6 protein-coding genes and 1 pseudogene are annotated in these 18,021 nt (G+C 66.1%); 2 read left to right on the plus strand and 5 right to left on the minus strand.

What is annotated here, in order from left to right; all coding sequences use genetic code 11:
* Positions 1-12: 12 nt before the first annotated feature.
* Together W823_RS48640 and W823_RS48645 are read right to left on the minus strand one after the other, a co-directional pair.
* Positions 13-423 carry a holo-ACP synthase gene (locus W823_RS48640; RefSeq protein WP_023960491.1) on the minus strand — a complete coding sequence of 137 codons (411 nt, stop codon included), beginning with the start codon at positions 421-423 and terminating at the stop codon, positions 13-15.
* Positions 420-9,640 (minus strand): annotated as a pseudogene (locus W823_RS48645) (fatty acid synthase subunit beta domain-containing protein). Before W823_RS48645 ends, W823_RS48640 begins: the two are co-directional and overlap by 4 nt.
* Positions 9,641-10,096: 456 nt before the next feature.
* On the opposite strand from W823_RS48645, the gene W823_RS48650 reads away from it, so the two are divergent.
* Entirely contained in the window at positions 10,097-10,531 is a 435-nt protein-coding gene (locus W823_RS48650) for an HIT family protein (RefSeq protein ID WP_023960493.1), read from the plus strand.
* The gene (locus tag W823_RS48655; protein ID WP_023960495.1) at positions 10,524-11,294 is read left to right on the plus strand and encodes an NAD-dependent deacylase; all 771 of its coding nucleotides are present in this window, start codon (positions 10,524-10,526) and stop codon (positions 11,292-11,294) included. The genes W823_RS48650 and W823_RS48655 overlap by 8 nt, the downstream gene beginning before the upstream one ends.
* Here the strand turns inward: W823_RS48655 and W823_RS48660 are convergent.
* The 3 genes from W823_RS48660 to W823_RS48670 all read right to left on the minus strand — a co-directional run bounded on the left by W823_RS48660 (position 11,291) and on the right by W823_RS48670 (position 17,927).
* The gene (locus W823_RS48660) at positions 11,291-15,454 is read right to left on the minus strand and encodes an AAA domain-containing protein (RefSeq protein ID WP_023960497.1); all 4,164 of its coding nucleotides are present in this window, start codon (positions 15,452-15,454) and stop codon (positions 11,291-11,293) included. The genes W823_RS48655 and W823_RS48660 overlap by 4 nt on opposite strands.
* A gap of 127 nt (positions 15,455-15,581) precedes the next feature.
* Complete coding sequence (locus W823_RS48665) at positions 15,582-15,923, minus strand: rhodanese-like domain-containing protein (protein ID WP_023960499.1); 342 nt, start codon at positions 15,921-15,923, stop codon at positions 15,582-15,584.
* 225 nt (positions 15,924-16,148) lie between these two features.
* Complete coding sequence (locus W823_RS48670; protein ID WP_031332837.1) at positions 16,149-17,927, minus strand: DEAD/DEAH box helicase; 1,779 nt, start codon at positions 17,925-17,927, stop codon at positions 16,149-16,151.
* Between the last annotated feature and the right edge of the window lie 94 nt (positions 17,928-18,021).

Genomic DNA, 18,021 nt, shown 5'->3' on the forward strand with positions numbered 1-18,021 from the left:
CAGGCGCAAGAACTACTGAGTCTGCGACTGCGGAGCCTCTTCGATCACCGCGACCGCTCCCGCCATGTCGCCGTCGTGGGTCAGCGAGATGTGTACCGCCGTTCCTGCCAGATGGGTACCGATCTCACCGCCCAGTCGAATGGCCGGTCGGCCCCAGGCATCCGTGACGACCTCGATGTCGCCATGCCGAATCAGCGGGAGCAGGGGCGAGCGTGCGAAACGACTCACCGACCACGCCTTGATCACGGCTTCCTTCGCCGCCCACCGGGCAGCGAGATGCCTCGCCTCGTCCCCGGTGCCCGAGGCGGCATCACGCCGCTCCCCCACCGTGAACCGATCTGCGAATGTGGTGCCGGGCTGTTTCAACTGCTCGGCGAAGCCGGGGATCGACACGAGGTCGATCCCCACTCCGATGACCGTCATCCGCCGTAGGTTCCGTTCGCCGACAGACGAGCCTCCGTGTCGAGCAGCATTGCCGCTTCCTGATCGCCCTCGTAGGAGCTGTCGTCGAACCGGCGGTTCGGGGGCCGCTGGTAGGCGGGCTTGCCGCCGCACATGGCCTCGAGCAGACGCTGCTGGCCCAGCCGCGCACGTTCGGTTGCCGCAGCGCGGTAGCGCTCACGCTCAGCCGGATCAAGCGAGGCCACAAAGGCTTCCGGGTGCACCACGGCGATGAGGCCGGACACGTGCCCGAAGCCCAGGCTCGTCAAGAGGCCGGCCTTGAGGGCGAACCTCTCGCCGAATCGCAACGGTTCGGTCGGCCACACCAGATGCTTGTGCTCGGCCATCACCTCGTCGACGCAGTCGAGACTGCGGTTGGGAGGGATGACGCCGTCGCGCAACACCTGGCACAGACCGATCAGCTGGAAGGCTGCCGCGCCGCCCTTGGAGTGGCCCGTCAGCGACTTCTGCGACACCACGAACAACGGCGCACCGTCGCTACGACCGATCGCCTCGGCGAGCCTCTCATGGAGATTCGCCTCGTTGGGGTCGTTGGCCTTGGTGGACGTGTCGTGCTTGGACACCAGAGCCACGTCGTCAGGACTGACACCGAGCTGACGGAGCGACCGGGCGATACCTGAATCCTGGTGTCCGCGAGCGGCTCCGAGTGCACCGATGCCGGGGGCCGGGATGGACGTGTGTACGCCGTCACCGAAGCTCTGTGCCCATCCGACCACACCGAGAACCGGCAGACCCATCTCGGCAGCCACGTCACCGCGGGCCAGCAGAATCGTTCCGCCACCCTGCGACTCGACGAATCCGCCGCGACGACGGTCGTTGGCCCGGGAGAACCGGCGGGCATCAATGCCCTTGGCCTCCATCGTGGCCGTCTCGGCGGTGGCCGACATGTCGCCGAACCCGACGATGCCCTCGATACCGAGGTCGTCGAACCCACCGGCGACCGCGAACAACGCCTTGCCCAACTTGATCTTGTCAACACCTTCTTCGACCGACACCGCCGCTGTGGCGCAGGCGGCCACCGGGTGGATCATCGCGCCATAGCTACCGATGTACGACTGAACCACGTGCGCTGCAACAACATTCGGCAGTGCCTCCTGCAGGATGTCGTTCGCCTTGGCCTCACCGGTGAAGGTGTCGAGGTACAGCGATCGCATCGACGTCATGCCGCCCATGCCGGTGCCCTGAGTGTTGGCGACCAGGCCTGGATGCACCCACCGCATCAATTCCGACGGTTCGAATCCGGAAGCGAGGAAGGCGTCGACGGTGGCGATCAGGTTCCACAGCGCGACCCGATCGATCGACTCGGCCATGTCGGCCGACACACCCCAGCGGGTGGGATCGAACCCGGTCGGGATCTGACCACCCACGGTGCGGGTGAGCTTGAATCGACGCGGTACGCGGATCTCGGTACCGGCCTGACGTGTCACCTGCCATTCGCCACTGTCCGGGTCGACCTTGATCTTGGTCTTGTCCGGCGCGGCCGAGAGGAAGGAGCGTGCCTCACCCTCCGACGCCACCGAGAAGGTCAGATCGTTGTCGAGGTACACCGAGGTCAGCAACGGTGACGAGTTGTCGATCATGTCGCCGTCGTCGGCGTACCGGCGGATGCCGCAGCGTTCGACCACGGCGTCGTGGTAGCGATCGGCAATCTCCGATTCCGCCACAGGATCACCCGACTCGGCGTCGTACCAACCGGGCTTCGGTGTGGCCTCCCACGTGATCAGGCCTGTGCTCCAAGCCAGTTCGAGAACACCGGCCGCCGACAGTTCGTCTTCGACCTCCATCTCGAACCGGGTCCGTGCGCTGCCGTACGGTCCGAGTTCACCGGCACCGACGATCACGACCAGGTCCTCCGGGCGCGCGTCGATCTTGCCCCACGCAGGGGTGGTCGACTCGGGCGCCCGCGCCGGGGCAGGAAGGGCGGCCAGTGTCGGCTCGTGGGACTCGTCCTCGTCATCAGCTGCGGCCAGCGCGTCAGCCTGGGCCTGTGCCAGCGCCTTCATGTCGAGCGTCGCGTCGGCGAGTCCACCGGTCAGGTCGAGGTGCAACGGTTCGGTCCTGGCCTGGACCCGACTCTCGGGCGTCACCGCCGTGAGCAGCTCGGTGGCCATCTCGTGGGTTGACCAGGTCTTCACACCTGCGGCCTCGACAGCCTCGACGAGTCCATCGTTGTGGCCCATCAGCCCGGTGCCCGTGACCCACCCGATCAGCGCGTGCGCCAGGGTGACCTTGGAGTTCCAAGAATCCTCCGCGGCCCAGCGCTTCACCAGTGCGTCGAGCGCGGCCTTGGACTCGCCATAGGCGCCGTCGCCACCGAACATCCCGCGGTTCGGCGAGCCTGGCAGCACCACATGCAGCCGAGCCGCCAGATGATGGTCGGCCGCGATGTCGCCGAGACCGGCGATCAGCCGCTCCACCGACCAGAGCAACACCTTCATCTCCAGTTCGGCGCGGCCGCCCGCGTCGGTGAGGTCGCCAGCGACCCGCGGTGCGGCGAACGGGAACAGCAGGGTCGGCTTGAGCGCCGGCTTGAGCACTCCGGTCTTGCCGCCGAGGTTCTCGGTCTGCTCGCTACCGATCCACTCGACCAGCTCGTCGACGTCGGTGTACGACGACAGGTTCGCCGGGACAACCCAGAGCGCCGCGTCCCCGCGGGCACTACGGCGGTAGAGCGACTTGAAGAACGCCAGCCGATTGTCGTCGAGGCGCGAGGTCGTCGCGACCACAGTGGCCCCGCCGGCGAGCAGTTGCTCGACCACTGCGGCAGCGATCGAACCCTTGCTGGCTCCGGTCACCACGGCGATGTCGTCGGCGTAGGTCTCGGGCTGCGGATCTTCGGCCGCGTGGGCGATCTGCGCGTAGACCCGGGCGTGCACCTGGTGTCCGTTCGCGAGCGCCTTGCCCTGCCACCAGGTGGCCTGATGGCAGACGGTCTCGCCCGCGCCGACAAACTTCGCGCTGATGTCGTAGAACTCGTTGTCGATGACGTGCTCGTCCTCGAGCCACAGCCGTGCCAGGTCCTCGCGAGCACTGGCCCATCGGTCATCGATGAGCACCGCGCGGCGCTCGTCGAATGCCGGGGCCACCACACGCAGCCAATCCGAACCCAGTTCGGCGCTGACACGTTCGAGCACCGCGGTGTTGTCCTCGGCAGGTGCAGCGAGCTCGGGCTCGTCCGCCAGGCCGAGCTTCTGCAGGATTGTCTGCGCGGCCGAGGCCAGAGCGCCGGTGCGTCCGGTGAACTGCTGGGTGAGCTCCCCGAGAGCAGCAGCGTCGACCATTCCGCCTCCGCCGCCCCCGCCGACGGCAGGCTTGCTCACCGAGATGCCCTTGTTGGAGCCGACTTTCGCAACCGCGGCATCGATCAGAGCGTCGATACCGTCGGCGTTCGAAGGCGCCTCCGAGACCAGGTCGCCCAAGTCGCCACCGCGGACGCTGACGCCGTCGCGGCTACCGAGAGCGACCGCAACGCTGGTGTGCAGCGCCCAGCCGGGGCCGAGTTGCCACACCGAGGTGACGCGGTCTTCGATGTACGACGCGCGCTTGCCAACCGGTCCGAACACCTTGCGGATCTGGTCGCCGACGGCGTCGGTGAGCACCGAGCCGAGCGGCTTGTAGCCGCGGGCCAGCGCGTTCACCGTCGAAGCGAGCGCGGGCATCTCGGCCTCTGCGGCGCCGTCGATGGCACCGAGGCCCAGTTCGCCGCCGATGTCGAGAAGCAACTGGTTGCGTCGAGATGACACACCGTCACACAGTGCCTCGATGGTGTCCGCAGCGCCGATCTGATCGATGCGGATCTTTGTCCACAGCGCGATGACAGCGTCGACCGCGTCGGACGGGCCGAACGAGATGTCCTCGGGACGGGGACCCGAATCCGCGGGGGCCGCGACGGGAGCCGGTGCCGCGACCGCTGTTTCGGCGGCAGGCGCCGCTGCGGCAGCTGATGCCTCGACGGCAGGTGCTTCGTCTTCCTCCACATCCGGTGCGCTGTCCTTCGCCAGGATGACGTCGGAGTCACGCTCGATGTTGAGCACCTGAACGGCGGACTGAAGGTAATCGTCCAGCTTGAGGGTGTTGCCGGCCAGGCCACTGAGTGTCGGAGCCGACTTCACGCCCACCTCGACGAACCGCTCCACTCCGGCTCCGCCACGCTCGACCGGGGTGAACAGCAGGTCCTGTGTTTCGATCCAGCGCACCGGGCTGGCGAACTGCCAAGCGAGCAGCTCGATCAGCAACACGCGGGTCAGCTCACCGGGCTTGGCACTCCAGGTGTCCCAGTCGGCCAGCACATCGTCGAGCGGTTCGGACGGCACCAGGTCGGCGATCTCCTGGACGAAGTCGCGGCCCAGGTTGAACATGCGTGGGACCAGGTTCGGTACGTAGCGACCCACGAGGATGTCGGGGTCGATGTGCTCGGGAAGCAAGTCCTGCAGGCGATGCCGGAAGTCGGGTACACCCGCACGCAACACGGTGGAGTGGAACGGGACGTCGATCCCGGGAACCAGGATGAACGAGCGCTTGCCGCCCGCCTTGGCACGGAGTTCTTCGATCTCCTCCTCCAGCACCTCGAGTCCTCGGACCGTGCCTGCGATCGCGTATTGCGAGCCGAGCAGGTTGAGGTTCACGACCTCCAGGAACTCACCGGCGCGTTCGCCGACCTGCGAGACCCAGTCCATGACATCGGCGTCAGCCAGTCCGAACTGACTCGGCCGGATCGCAGCCATGCGATAATCGCTGCGGCCCTTCGCATCTCGCGGGACCAGGTGGTGCATGGCCTCGCCACGCTGGAACACGACCTCGAGGACAGCCTCCAACGGCAGCACCCCGGCGCACGCGGCGAGCGCGTTGTACTCGCCCACCGAGTGACCACAGGTGATGGCGTTCTCGACGAAACCGCCCGACTCCTTGAGTTCGGCGATCTGCGCGACGCCCAGAGTGGCCATGGCCACCTGTGTGAACTGCGTCAGGAACAGCACCCCGTCAGGGTGGTGGTAGGTGGTGCCGCCTGCCGAGAGTGTGGTCGGGTTGTCGCGGACCACGGCCAGGATCGAGAAGCCGAGAGCATCCCTGGTGTGCTTGTCCGCCCGGTCCCAGACCTTGCGGGCAGCCTTGGACCGCGACCGTGCGTCGAGTCCCATGCCCTTGCTCTGGATGCCCTGCCCGGGGAACGCGTAGACGGTCTTGGCAGGCGCCAAAAGACCGGTCGCGTTCATCACGAGCAGGTCGCCGACCTTCGCGCTGACCTCGATGACATCGCGGCCGGCGTCCATACCAACGCGGTCGACGCGGATGGTGACCTCGTCACCGGGGCGCACCATGCCCAGGAAGCGAGCGGTCCAGCCGAGCAGTGCGCGAGGCACCGGGACGGGGTTCTTGGCGTCGGTGGCGGTCACGACGTGCTGTGCAGCCGCGGACAGCCACATGCCGTGAGCGATAGGGCTGCCCAGACCGGCCATCTTCGCGGCCGACATGTCAGTGTGGATGGGGTTGTGATCGCCTGAGACGAGGGCGAATCCGTGCATCCGCGACGGGGTTGCGATGGTGACTTCACGGATCTTCTTGCGGGTCGCCTCGCCTGACTTGGCGCTCAGTGCACCACCGGCCCGGCTCGGATCGGTCAACTCGCCGTCGCCGGTGCGTCCGCGTACGGCGAACCGTTCGGTCATCTCGGCAATCTGGCGGTCGGCGTCGGAGATGGTGACCACCACGGTGACCACTCGGCCCAGGTCGGTGTCGACAACACCCGACAGCGCTGCAGTGACCGTCAAATCTGCTGCCACGCGCGGCAGTTCGCCGACGGTGGACGCAACATGATCGAGGTGGACCAGATCGAGCAGGCCTTCGACCACAGGCTCGCCGGACTGGGTCGTCGCTGATCCGATGACACTGAAGACGGCAGGCCAGCACAATCCGACCAGCGTGTCGGGGTTGGCGAACCCGGTGACGCCTTGCGGGACCGAAGCACTCAGATGCTCGGGAAGGGTGTACGCGGTGACCGCGGCGTGGTCGGCGACCAGGTCCGGGTCCCACGTGACGTTGCGTGTGGCCGCGCCATCGGTTACCGACGCCAGGGATCCACCGGCTGCGACCGCCAGGATCTGGCGCATCGCGCTGCGGCACCTTCGATGGTGACCTTGGGTGACCCACCGTCGAGGATCGACTCGTCGACGGTCATCGGGATGGCAACGGTCGCCTTGCCGATCGGCACGGTCAGGACGACCCCGTCGGAGGTGCGCTCCAGGACGGCCCCGGTCGGTTCGTGCTCACCACGCTCGGTGGAGGGGAACTCCCACGCATCCCGGTCACCCAGCAAGGCAACAGGATTCGCGACGAGACGCCCGGACCACTGCACGCTCAGCGACTCGACGACGGTACCGAGCACGCCTTCCACGTCGACCAGGCCCGCACGAAGTCGCGCGCTGACCGGGAAGGGCTCTACGCCGATGCCGTGGAGATCGGTGACCACCTGGGCTTCGAAGCGGTCGAGCAACTCGCCGACCGGTTCGTCGACGCGGGTGATGCCTGCGACGGCGACAGGTCCCGGGATGATGCACACCTCGTCTGCGCCGTAGCGCGGATCGTGGGCCTGCCACAGGGAGTCGCTGCGCCACCAGCGACGCACGTCTTTGTCGATGACCGGGACGAAGTTGACCGGCTTGCCGGGCGTACGGCACAGATCGAGGAAGAAGATCAGGTCGGCCGGGTGCAGAACGTCGGTATCGGCAGCCGGATACACCGCGACCAGTGCATCGATCGCTGCACCGGCATTGTCGGTGGCCGACGTGTGACCGAACAGCGTCGGGATCTGACCGCGGTCAGCGTCGTTGAGGCGGGCCTCGGCGCGCTGCAGCATCTCGATGAAGCGTTGACGCCAGGTGACATCGACCCATGTCGCCGGCCCGGTGGCCTCACCCACGGCGAGCTCGACATAACGCTCGAGCCACTGGCGGTAGGTCATCTGCGCCACATCGCCGAAGTACGGCTTCGCCGTTCCGGTGAGCGCCTCGATGATCTCGTCGCGACGAGCCTGCACGGCCTCTTCGTCACCGGCCACCTCGTCGAGCAGTCGGCCACATCGCGACGCCGCGTTGTCGACCTCGTGGATGTCGGCGCCGAGCTGGCTTCGGCCCGAGGCCATTCCGGCTGTTGCGTAGCCTGCGCCGATCCACTCGTCGCAGCCCGGGGTGTTGACCAGGAGTTCTTTGACCGCCGGCGACGTGGTCGCCTCCTTGGTGGCCATGGCGGCGGTCCCGATCAGGATGCCGTCGAGCGGCATGAGCGGGTAGTCGTGGGCAGCTGACCAGACTCCGGTGAGGTATTCGCTGGCCCGCTCGGCTGTCCCGATTCCGCCGCCGACGCAGATGACCACGTTGGGGCGGGCGCGCAGCTCGGCGTAGGTGGCCAGGAGGAGGTCGTCGAGATCTTCCCAGGAGTGATGGCCTCCTGCGCGGCCCCCCTCGATCTGGACGATCACCGGGTAGTGCGGTACCTCGGCAGCAATGCGGATCACCGAGCGGATCTGTCCGATGGTGCCGGGCTTGAACGAGACGTACGGGATCTGCGCGTCGGCGAGTTCGGACACCAGCGCCACGGCCTCGTCGAGCTCCGGGATGCCAGCCGAGACGATGACACCGTCGATCGGCGCGCCGTTTGCACGTGCCTTCTGCACGAGGCGTTTGCCGCCGATCTGCAGCTTCCACAGGTAGGGGTCGAGGAAGAGGGTGTTGAACTGCGCCTGACGGCCCGGCTCGAGGAGTTCGGTCAGCTTGGCGACGTTGTCGGCGAAGATGCCCTCGGTCACCTGTCCGCCACCGGCCAGCTCGGCCCAGTGCCCGGCATTGGCGGCCGCGGCCACGATCGCGGGGTCGACCGTTGTCGGCGTCATTCCGGCGAGGAGCATCGGCGATCGCCCGGTGAGACGGGTGAACGCGGTCTCCACCACGTGGCGACCGTTGGGAAGCTGAACGATCTTGGGGCTGTAAGTACTCCACGGGCGCTGGACGTCGGGGATGCCTCCGGGCGCGAACAGGTTGCGCTGCCCACCGCGTTGGCTCACCGAGATCAGGCCGACGCCCTGCCCGCGGACCACGGGAACGCTCAGCCGGGTGGCGACGTCGCCGGGGCCAAGGTCGAGGATCCACTTGGCGCCGGCACTGACAACGTCGTCGAGGGCGTCGACCCAGTCGACCTTGTCGACCAGCACTGCCGCGGCGAGTCGTCGTGCGGCCACAGGGTCGATGCCGCACACGGCAGCCCAGTCGGCGACGAGATCGCAGGCGGCCTCGAGCGCCGGATGGTGGAAGGCGATCGACACCGACAGCGGATCGAAGACCGGCGCGAAGGCGGTGCCGCCGGTCGTCTTCTTCTTGCGTTCGGCGGCTTCTGCGGCGGCGAGCGTCTCGCACTGGCTGACGAATGCCGACAGGTGGCGCGGAGCTCCTGAGAGGACCACGGAGCGTCGTCCGTTGACGATCGAGAGCACAGGAGCCGATTCACGGTCCGATTCGCGCAGCGTCAACGCGTAGTCATCGACGAGTGTCTGGATGCGGGCCGGATCGACCTGCGCGACCGACAGCATCGGGCTTCCGGCAGCGTCGGAGGTGAGGCCTCGTCGACGGGCGATGAAAGCACCCGCCGCGCCGATGAGATGCGCTACGGCCAGTAGCGCGCCGTCGCCCAGACCGCCGTCCTCGGCTGCGGCCTTGATGGCCTCGGTGCCCAGCACACCCTGCGAGTGACCGATCGCCGCAACAGGGGTCAGTTCGCCGAGATCGAGTCCCTGCTTGCGAGTGGCACTGATGGCCGCCAGCTGAGCAAGCAGGATGCCCGGCACCGACACCGGCGCCGCGGCGAGAGCATTGTCGGCAGGTACCGATTCTTCGGCGTTGTGTGCGTGCACCCAGCTGAGAGGATGGAAGCCGTCGGGCCGGACCGCGGCGAGGCGGTCGGCAACCGGCTCGATGAGCCGCTCGGCGGCATCGACGATGTTGGCGATGCTGCGGTCGAGGTCTGCGTCGATGACCAGTTCGGCAAGAATCGGCAGCCAGGGTCCGCCTTGTCCCCCGAAGCTGACCGCGTACGGCTCACCTTCTCGCAGTCGGTCGATCAGGATTCCGTCGGGGCGTGCGGCCCACGCTGAGTTTTCTTCGGATCCGGTGCGGAACTGGTGAATCGTCACGAGGCTCCCTCATGTAGCTGTGGTGTTCGTCGGTCGGCGGGCGTGACACCGCGGTAGGTCTTCGTCGGCCACTCGATGTCTGTGGCGGCGCGTGGACGTCTGGAGTCCACCCGTTGGCGGTCGCGATGACCCGATTCTCGAATCACGCTGCGACGCACTCCTTTTCATCCCCGGACGCACGGCGTCGATGCCGCGGTCTCCTGATGCGCACGATGACCATGTTTGCACACGAAAATGAGGTTTTCCTCATGTTTCAATGTGACCCGTGGGTATACCGGCGAGTAACCCCCGAGGCCGCCACATCGCCGCTTCCGCCCTTTGTGCCGACCTGCCGCCAAACACCTGCTCAGACACCCCGAACGAGCGCTCACCCGGGCTCTGAGCAGCCAATTCAAGTCGTTATTGAATTGTTACAATCAAATTTGCCGACTCTCGCGCGCCCACTAGGCTTGGCGCATGAACGAGTGCATCTTCTGCGCCATCGTCGCCAGGACGTCCCCGGCCCACGTCGTCTACGAGGACTCCGAGATCTTGGGGTTCCTCGACATCCGCCCGGTCCGGCCCGGCCACACTCTGCTGGTGCCCAAGCGCCACGCCGCCGACCTCTCGGAACTCGAACCCGAACAGGGCGCCAGACTGTTCCGGGCCGGCCAGCTCGTGGCAGCCGCTCAGCGAGCATCCGCGATTGCCGCCGACGGCGTGAATTTGCTGGTCAACGATGGTCGCGCCGCATTCCAGACCGTGTTTCATTCACATCTGCATGTGGTCCCGAGGCATTACGGCGACAAGTTGACCTTGGCAAAAGGCCTCCTGACCAGGCGTGACAATGATCTTCCCGGGACTGCGGCAATCTTGCGCGCACAGCTGAAAGACCACGCCGCCGATGAGTGACCTCCACCTGGACAGCGATCTGGTGGCGTTGGTGCGAGGCGCCGAATGGGTGACCGTGTGCTCCGGCGCGGGGATGTCCGCCGAGAGTGATGTACCGACGTTTCGCGACGCCGAGACGGGCCTGTGGGAGCGTTTCGACCCGACCACGCTGGCCACCCCGGAAGCGTGGTCGGACGACCCGGCTCTCGTGTGGGCCTGGTACCAATGGCGTGCTCATCTCGTGCGGCGTGCGTTTCCCAACCCCGGGCATCATGCGGTGGCCGAGTGGGCCCGGCGCAGAACGGTGATGGTGGTCACCCAGAACGTCGACGATCTACACGAACGGGCCGGCAGCGAAGTGACCGCCCATCTGCACGGCAGCCTCTTCGAACCCCGGTGCTCGCATTGTGGACTGCCCTACGCCGGTACCGACGCCGATCCTGACAGCGCCACCGAGTCCCTCCGGGTGGAGCCGCCCATCTGCCCCAATTGCCTCTCCCCTGTCCGACCCGGAGTGGTCTGGTTCGGCGAGTCGCTGCCCCAGGACGCGTGGGAGCGTGCCGCAGACGCGAGCGCCGGTTGCGATCTCCTCATCGTGGTGGGCACGTCGAACATGGTGTATCCGGCAGCATCACTCCCCGAACGCGCACTGGCCGCGGGAATACCGGTGATCGAGATCAACCCTGAGCCAACGCCGTTGAGCCGCAACGTCACCTATTTCCTTCAGACCACCGCGGCGGTCGGGCTGCCCGCGCTACTGAACGTGATCGCAGACGACGCCTAGTCCGCGCCGGATAAGGTCACCGGAGTCCAGGGCTCAGCAGACTCCTGGCCCGCCAAGTCCGGACCGACCGAGTTCGGCTGCACCCCTCGCCGTTCGAGTTCGTCCCACAGACCGTCGAGGGCATGTATCGGGTCGAGCAGGTACTCCGACTCGCGAACCCTCCAGAAACGCCATCCGCACCGGCGGAGCTCCCGTTCCCGTTCCATGTCTGCGCGGGCCTGCTCCGGGGTGCTGGTGAACTCGTCGCCGTCGCACTCCACGGCCAGCCGTGCGTCGCTACCGGTGACCACCAGATCGATCGTCCGGTTGTTCACCACCACCTTGGGGTTCACGTAGTACCCGCGATCCACCAGTTCGACAAAGATCTGCTGCTCGAACAGCGAATCGAACGGTTCGGTACGAGACGTGGTGCTGACCTTGGTGGGGACCGGGTCCACCAGCGCGCCTTCGGTTTTCTGCATGTAGGTCAGCAGCGAGTACCGGAGATCGTTGGCCTTGAGGTCGTCGGGTTGTACAGAATGCACAAGCCAGAGTTGCTCCATGGCCCGTGACGCCGCGACGTTGATGCGTCGCTGGGACTCGCTGCGCGTCAACGCGTTCACATTGGTGTCGGGACAGACCACCATCGACAAGAAGATGACGTGCCGTTCGTCTCCCTGGAAGTCCGGGGGTGTTCCGACGCGCAGATTGCGGTCACGCCAGACCTGCGGATCCAGCGCCTCACGGAGGGCCTGCGAGATCAGCTCCACCTGACGTTGGCCCTGCAGCACCACCACCCCGAATGACATCCCGTCGTACCGCGGGTCCTCGATGCATCCGGCCAGCAGTCCCACCAATGCACCGGCCTCGTCGGCATTGACCAGCGACGAGTTCGATCCTGCACTGCGTGCGCCTTCGACGAAGTGGGTACGCAACGGCGCCAGACGGTCCGCACCGAATTGACGTACCGGGATCAGTGGCGAATCGGGGTAGAACTGCCGGCTGGAGAACTCGATGATCTCGGGCATCGACCGGAAGTGCTCGCGAAGCCGGACCACATGTCCGAATCGCGTCCGGAGCATCGAGAACAGACTCGACCGCGGCGTGAGACTGTCCCGCATGTACTGCGGGATGTCCGGCAGGTAGGTGTCGAGTTTGGTGAACACCTCGTCCATCCCGGAACCACCGAAACCTCCGGGTGCACATTGACGGTCGTCGCCCACCACGATCACCCGCGGCGCCAGCCACAGCAGGAACAGACTTGATATGTCCGCCTGGCTCGCTTCGTCCACGATGACCACGTCGAACGAATTCTGCGCCGGCGCAACGGAACTGAGGACCTGGGAGATCGGCATGATCCACGCCGGGACTGCGGTCTGTGCCTGCGCCATGGCGGATCGGGCCGCGAGCCTGAACCGCTCGGCGTGCTTGCCCGAACCCTTGCCGATGTTGGTGATGTGATCGCGGTAGGACTGCAGTGCCTGCACCTGACTAACCGTCATGTGCTCGAGACATTCGCGCCAGGCACACGCGGCGGCGAGCCGGGCGGTGAAGTGGGTGATGTCTGCCTCGACCTCGTCGAGGTCGGCTTCGAGCCGCGTCTCCCGTTGGGGGTCGCTGCGGTCCTGCGCCCATTGATAGGCCCGTCGCCACGACCACGCGGCGTCCAACTCGGCCAGTCGCTCGTCCCAGACCGGGTCGTCTGCTGTTTCCTCGAGAAGCTTCACGAGAGCGGGCGCCTTCTGCTTGAGCCGAAGCTCCAGCAGATCAAGCGCGCCCTGGCTTTCCCGCTCGGCACTTGCGGTGTGCCAGGCGCGACGGGTTTCCAGGATGGCGTCTGGGTCGGCGGCACGCACCGCAGCGAGAAGCGCATCGCCTTCAGGCGAGGGGCCCTTCTCGATCTCGGTGGAGAGCGCGCGGGCGATGTCGTCGAGTTCACGACGGGCCAACGTGCCGTCGTTGGCGGCGGCGATGGCACCGGCCTGCCGGGCGACCTCCTCGACTTCGTCGATGCTCTTCGGTCGCGGACCCCCGGGACTGATCGCGTTGAGTTCCCGGACCAATTGGTCGCGACCGGTGAGCAATTCGGACACCCAGGCGAGCTGACCGTCGAGCTGTACCAGTCGGCCGAGCTGAACCGAGCGGGTACCGGTGGTGTCCATCGGTACGTTCACCTCGGCCAGGATCGCCTGTACGCGTGCGACGGCGTCCAGTACACCGAGGTGGTCGGCGACCAGGCGCATCGATGCGGCGTCGGTCGGAGGCCGGCCGTCCACCAGATACTGTCCCGGCAGCTCTTCGACCGCTTTCTGCTCGGGCGCCTTCCGGAAGCGACCGCGCCACTGACCACCTGCATCGAGGTAGTCGGTAGCCTTCTCGAACACCAACGAGTCACCGGTGTTCGCGCCGCTCGCCTCGACCGTGTGGGTGCCGATCCTCTTGTCACGTTCGGTCGCGTCGTCGATCACCTCGGACAGCGCCGTCACCCTGTTCCACAGGTACGACGCCTCGCCAGAGAGCAGCCGTTGCGCCATCTGCTGCAGATGCGGCGGGAAGGTGCGCACCTCACGGACGGCGGCACCGAGCCGGTCACACCGAGTCTTCACCCGGAGCAGGCGGGCGCTGTCGACGTCGGCGAGAATTGCCAGGAGCGAACCGCTGCCGACCATTTCCTCCGACGGACGGTCACGGACGCGCGTGCAGATCCGTTCGAGCTCGACGGTGTCGGGCAGCACGTCGTCGAGGTCGGGCAGATGCTGGGCCAGTCGGTCAGACCAGTTCTTGCCACGCTTGCGGAGGAGATCCAAGAGCCGTTCGAACTCGCTCGGTTCCAGTGGCGAGATGGCGCTGTGTAGTGGCCCGGGAAGCCAATCATACTCCGCGGCAACGTCATTGCACTGACGGACGATCTCGGCCGCCGTCCCGCTGTATCCAGCGGCGACCCACTCGTGCTTCTCTGTCTCCGACTCGCGCAGTTGCCAGATCTCGCGAAGGATCTGCTCCCGCTTGGCCCGCGCCTGATCCCGTTTGGACCGCACGTTCTTGATCTCGCTCGTCGCGACCCGGGACTGGAAACTGCCCTTGCGGTTCGCGATTGCTTCCACGCTGTCGATGAGCGACTGCGAACCGTCCTTGGTCACGTCGGTGATCGATACCGCGAGTTCCTGCAATTCGGCGGGCAGTTTGTCCCGCAAGACATGCAGCGCCTGAGCCTTTTCCGAGACCACCAACACGCGCTGCCCTTTGGCCAGCAGTGCAGACATCAGGTTGGCGATCGTGTGCGTCTTGCCGGTGCCGGGTGGGCCCTCGACCACAACACCACTGTCGAGTCCCAGCTGAGCCAGGATGTCTCGTTGCTCGACGTTCGACGGCAACGGGTACAGAGCGTCCTCGACCAGTTCCTCCGCCGACATCGCGCCGCTCTCGTGCAATCGCAGCACACGCTCGGAGGCTTCGACAGGCTCGACCAGTTGCGCCAGGCCGATCGGGATGTCGTTCTTTTCGTCGCGAACGGCGGCCATCATGGCCTCGTAGTAGTCGAGCAGCGGTGCTGAGCCACGGCGGCGCAGCACCAGGGCCGGCGCGAGGTCGACCGAGACCGACGCCGGGTCGTCGACCACCGCGCGACGCCATTTGCTGAAGAACTTCTCGATGGAATCGGCGACCGGGGACCGCGTGGTTGCGAGTTGCTCGGCCAGGTCGGCCGAACCAGCCAGGTCAAAACCGTCGACACCGGTGAGAAGGTGTCCTGCGTGCAACTCGGGTTGCGATTCGCCCGCAAGTGTCACCCGGATGATGCCCGCGGCGTGATCGTGTTCGGCGACGACCGCCTGAGTGACAAGGTGCTCGCGGATCGATACCGGTGATTGCACGGTGAGCAGTCCGGACGCGATGACCAGTTCGAGCGACTCGGGGCGTTCAGCGAGTTCGTCGATGGCCTGGGCCAGCGCGTCGTATCCGCTGCTCTGCAAGGTGTTGTCGCGAGCGATCTCCACGATCACCTGGCCGACTGCGGCGTCACGGATGATCGGGATGTTGTGGTCGTCTCCGAGCCAGACCGTCGCAGCGTGGTCCGACACATCACGGATGACCGTGGATTTGGCGCGAATCAGCTCGTGCAGGAACTGCAGCAGGCGCAGCACTCGCGCACGCCGGTCGTCGCCGGGCACCGATTCGGTCATCACGTCCTCGAGTTCAGCCTCAGGTTGACACTCTTGTTCACGTGAACGCTACCCGTTGCGGCCACGAGCTTCACAATTTGAGCGTCGTTTGCCCCGGACAGATCTCGGTGGCATGTAAAGCGAACGGTCAGCGCGGGAGGGCTGACTGCAGCGCCCTGAATCCACCGTCGACATAGTGGACGTTGGTGTACCCCATCGCGGCGATCTGCTGGGCGATGCGGGCAGCTTGGGAATTGACCGAGACCACATCGATTTCGGTGTCCAGCCCGCGGATGGCAGGTATTCGCTTGTCGGAGTCGGGACTGAATGCGGTGGTGAGCTCGCTCGGCTCCACCACCACAGCTCCGGGCAGACTGCCCTGGTGCCGGACCACCTGAGGCCGCATGTCGACTACAACTGCTTCGCCGCGATCACGATGCTCGGCCGCGTCTTGTGCCGAGATCGGATCAGCCATCGCTACTGGACTCATCACCGTTTCCTAATGCTTTCTGCTTCTCGTCCCTCTGGTACGTCGCCGCCCGCAACGCAGGCGTTACGAGAGGGTGGCCGGGAATTGAACACGATTCCCGCAGAGGTCATGCCGATGCCGGATATTACTGGCCGTCGACGTGATGTTCCAGTCGAGATTTGCGCAGCTCACAGGTCATGGTGTAGGCGAGTGAGACAAGCAGGTCAGGCGTGTGATCAGCGATTATCAGGGCCGAGCGCGGCCGGCGACCTTCTGCGATCCGCGACGGTCACGGCTGAACGACTTTCCACTGCCGCCACGCGCGGAGGACGAGGAAGAACGTTGCTGACGCGGTGCGCCGTCGTCCTTCTTGATGCCGATGGGCACCCCGCTGATCCGCGTGCCGCGAAGCCGTGTCAGCGTCTCGCGATCCAGGTTGCGGGGCAGTTCGACGAGTGAGTGGTCGTTGCGGATGCTGATGTGACCGAAGTCGCCGCGGGACAAGCCGCCCTCGTTGGCGATGGCACCCACGATCGCTCCCGGGGTCACGTTGTTCTGCCGGCCGACTGCGAGACGGTACGTCGCGAACTCCACGTCACCGCCGCGACCGGAGCGCTCTGAACGCTCCTTGCGGTCGCGTTCCTTGCGCTCGCCTGCGGGCGGATCCGGCGACATCAGGAACCCGCCGTCCCGCGTCTCGAGAGCCAGCGCGGCGGCGATGTCAGCCATCGTCACGTCGTTCTCGCGGGCGTAGTCCTCGATCAGCTTGCGGAAGAGGTCGAGGTTGTCCGAACTCAGATTCTGGGTGATCGATTCGGCGAACTTGGTGACCCGCTGCGCGTTGACATCGTCGACGCTGGGCAACCCGATCTCGTCGAGTGGCTGACGGGTGGCCTTCTCGATGGCCCGGAGCAGATGCCGCTCACGGGGCGAGACGAACAACAGTGCAGTGCCCGATCGACCCGCCCGGCCGGTGCGCCCGATCCGGTGCACGTACGCCTCGGTGTCGTGCGGGATGTCGTAGTTCAGGACGTGCGAGATCCGGTCGACGTCGAGACCGCGCGCAGCCACGTCGGTGGCCACGAGGATGTCGACCTGCCCGTTCTTCAGCTGCGCGATGGTGCGCTCACGCTGCGCCTGAGCGATGTCGCCGTTGATTGCAGCTGCCGAGAACCCACGCGACCGCAGCCGCTCGGCCAGGTCTTCGGTGGCTTGCTTGGTGCGTACGAACACGATCATCGCGTCGAACTGCTCGACCTCGAGGACACGGGTCAGCGCATCCAATTTGCGCTGGTGAGAGACCTGGAGATACCGCTGCGTGATGTTCGACGCGGTACCGGTCTTGGCCTTCATCGTGACCTCGACCGGATTCTTGAGGTACTTCTGCGACAGCCGGCCGATCGTCTTGGGCATGGTGGCCGAGAACAACGCCACCTGCTTGGACTCCGGCGTATCGCGCAGGATGCGCTCGACGTCTTCGGCGAAACCCATGTTCAGCATCTCGTCGGCCTCGTCGAGGACGAGGTAGTCCAACTCGGAGATGTCGAGGGTGCCCTTGTCGAGGTGGTCGATGACACGGCCAGGCGTTCCGACGATGATCTGTGCGCCACGGCGAAGTCCCGACAGCTGCACGGTGTAGCTCTGACCGCCATAGATCGGCAGCACCTTCACACCGGGCAGATGTGCCGAGTAGCGGCCGAACGCCTCGGCCACCTGCAGCGCGAGTTCACGCGTCGGAGCCAGGATGAGCGCCTTCGGTTTGCGCGCCGACGAGTCGATGCCCGAAAGGATCGGAACGGCGAATGCAGCGGTCTTACCGGTGCCGGTCTGTGCCAGACCGACCACGTCGCGACCTTCGAGCAGAGGCGGGATGGTTGCCGCCTGGATCGGAGAGGGGGTCTCGTAGCCCACGTCCGTGAGTGCCTGCAACACTCGGGGATCCATCCCGAGGTCGGCGAACGTTACGGTGTCTTCGCTTAAAAGGGCCGCGTCACGCACGGGGGGCCCATCAATACTGTCTGTCATTACTACCTACTGTAGCCGTGAACAGCTCAAATCCGTTATTCGCACGACAAAACCCCGCCGCAGGGGAATCGCTGTCAGGGTGCCCTACTGACGA

It is taken from the genome of Williamsia sp. D3, assembly GCF_000506245.1.
Classification (GTDB): domain Bacteria; phylum Actinomycetota; class Actinomycetes; order Mycobacteriales; family Mycobacteriaceae; genus Williamsia; species Williamsia muralis.

Coding starts and splice junctions, on each gene's coding strand:
- W823_RS48640 (WP_023960491.1), bottom strand. CDS start 423: ATGACGGTCATCGGAGTGGGGATCGACCTCGTGTCGATCCCCGGCTTC.
- W823_RS48650 (WP_023960493.1), top strand. CDS start 10,097: ATGAACGAGTGCATCTTCTGCGCCATCGTCGCCAGGACGTCCCCGGCC.
- W823_RS48655 (WP_023960495.1), top strand. CDS start 10,524: ATGAGTGACCTCCACCTGGACAGCGATCTGGTGGCGTTGGTGCGAGGC.
- W823_RS48660 (WP_023960497.1), bottom strand. CDS start 15,454: ATGACCGAATCGGTGCCCGGCGACGACCGGCGTGCGCGAGTGCTGCGC.
- W823_RS48665 (WP_023960499.1), bottom strand. CDS start 15,923: ATGAGTCCAGTAGCGATGGCTGATCCGATCTCGGCACAAGACGCGGCC.
- W823_RS48670 (WP_031332837.1), bottom strand. CDS start 17,927: ATGACAGACAGTATTGATGGGCCCCCCGTGCGTGACGCGGCCCTTTTA.